This is a genomic window from Vreelandella rituensis (assembly GCF_003336665.1).
GTDB classification, from domain to species: domain Bacteria; phylum Pseudomonadota; class Gammaproteobacteria; order Pseudomonadales; family Halomonadaceae; genus Vreelandella; species Vreelandella rituensis.
The window spans coordinates 1-2091 of sequence record NZ_QPIJ01000133.1; the positions used below are offsets into that span (position 1 = coordinate 1).

2 protein-coding genes are annotated in these 2091 nt (G+C 54.9%); one reads left to right on the forward strand and one right to left on the reverse strand.

Features of this window, described 5'->3' with window-relative positions:
- The first annotated feature begins 124 nt into the window (after positions 1 to 124).
- The gene (locus DU506_RS22640; RefSeq protein WP_268877360.1) at positions 125 to 532 is read left to right on the forward strand and encodes a DUF4113 domain-containing protein; all 408 of its coding nucleotides are present in this window, start codon (positions 125 to 127) and stop codon (positions 530 to 532) included.
- 128 nt (positions 533 to 660) lie between these two features.
- Here the strand turns inward: DU506_RS22640 and DU506_RS21040 are convergent, their stop codons facing one another.
- Entirely contained in the window at positions 661 to 1626 is a 966-nt protein-coding gene (locus DU506_RS21040) for an IS4 family transposase (RefSeq protein ID WP_181870847.1), read from the reverse strand.
- Between the last annotated feature and the right edge of the window lie 465 nt (positions 1627 to 2091).

Below are 2091 nucleotides of genomic sequence, written 5' to 3' on the forward strand. Positions count from 1 at the left end.
ATCTTCGAGCATCTGCCTTGCGCCAAGACGCCGGACGCGGTGCGATCGCTACTGCCACAACAGCTGACAATGGCGGATATCACGCCTTTGCCGCAATCCTGCTGATCGCCAGACGCTTACGTTCGTGCACACGAATTCGTTTCGGACAGATTTGCCACAGTACCGAAACCGCACGGTTGTCCCACTTGATCGCCCTTCGGACGATAGCAGGGATCTCATCAACGCTGCCGTTCAGGGGCTGAGACAGCTATGGCGTAAAGGATATGCTTACCACAAGGTGGGGGTGATGCTGTTAGACCTCTCACCAAAAGCCAACCGCCAGCTTACCCTAACTGAAACATCCCAGACGGAAGCGGAGGCGCGTAGAAGTGAACGGTTAATGGACACCGTAGACCGCCTAAATCGGGAGCTAGGCAGAGGAACCATTCAGCTTGGCCTACCCCGCGCAGGCAATGCCTGGGCACTGCGCAGCGAACATCGCACGCCACGTTATACGACTCGTTGGGATGAGTTGGTGAACGTCAGGTTGTGAGCACCTGGTAGGCTGCTGACGACCCAAAGCAGTCTTTTAGACAGATTGCATATGAAGTCTGAGGAATCCCCTCGAACTTTTCTATCCATCGCATAAGGCCTGCTTTTTGACTTCCCTTTGGAGGCTCGTCAGGACTGTCTTCCAAGAGAGCCAGGGGACAGCGCCGCGATCAACAGCAGGATTTCGATGCGTTTGCCCTGGTGAGACGGGTGTATGCCGAAGCCCAACCCCAACCCAAACAAGGGGCTTTTGATGTCACGGAAACCCTCTTTAATCTGCATGCGCTGTTGGTAGATAGATACCCGCTTGTCTGCCAGCGTTGAGCGTTCCGGCAGGTTGCTGACCAGCACCCAAGGCTCCTTCTGGCGCCGGGCTATTGCCCGACTGGCGCTATTCTGAGAGATTTGGTCTCCCTTGTTGCGATGTTTGCGCGCCTGCGGCGGCCGATGGTAGAGCAGTGAACGGGTTGCTTTCAGCGATCTGGAAGGAGCCCACGGCACGCGATACCGATGCCACTCATGCCCTCGCAGCTGGCAGCGAACCGGACTACGCACCCGGCCGACGTAGTACCACCCACGCGCCTCAACTGCTCGGAACCAGGGGTTACGAAAGCCGGCATCGGTGATCAGAATCGGCGCGGCATTGTCGGGCAGTATCTCGGCCAGGGCAGCCAACAAGCACGCCTCACCGTGTTGGCTGCCATCCTTGTGGTGGACCATTTCGAAGATCGGCAGCGATCGACCGGCAAAGGGGACCGCGGCGCGCAGTAAAAACTGCCGGCCGCGGTCATCGATCGTCGACCAGTTCACCAGAATCATCAGACGTGTGGTGTGGCCGATCAGCAGGCTGGCCACGAGCCAATAAAACAGAGGCCGCTCCTGATGCAGGTGAGGGTTATCCAGTAGTCGGTCGACCCACTTGATGGTGTGCTTGGTCGCCACGGATCCTGGCAAGGCGCGGTCCAAGGCAGTCAAGCCCAGGCGGCGTTCCCCCAGCAGGGCACCCACTATATCGAGCAGTGTCTTAAGGCATTGGGTATGGATCGCGGGGAGTGATGAGGTCAACAGATTATGCAAGAATTGAGGGGCCTGCATGGGTCTCCTTTGGCATATTGTTGGTTTGGCGATTAACAACATGCCAAAGGAGACCCATGCAGGTCTTTTCAATTATATCGCTATGATTTAATTACTTATTTCGTGGGGGTCCGTCAGATATGAAGTGCTACTCAACGGATTAAGTGTAGCCAAAACCTTCCATGATGGCAGACGGTTTATCGCTGGAAACTACCAGTTCCCCGATGATATGCCTCGGTCATAAATCGTGTGACGTGGCATAAACCTGAACCACCGTGAGTAGTATCACTACCATACCTTTGTAAGTCATTGTTGACACAGTAGAACTAATCAAAATTCAGTATATACCAGTGCAATGTGCAATGCGAGCTATGGTGACTTCTGGTGTATGGGAGGAAGTAGGAAGGGTGGCGTATCCTGTTGATTGATCACGACCAAGATCTCAACCAACAAGAGTGGATACGCCATGACCGATTCTACCCTCCA

Excerpts from the sequence above, each read along its gene's own strand:
- DU506_RS21040 (WP_181870847.1), bottom strand. The coding sequence starts at position 1,626 with ATGCAGGCCCCTCAATTCTTGCATAATCTGTTGACCTCATCACTCCCC.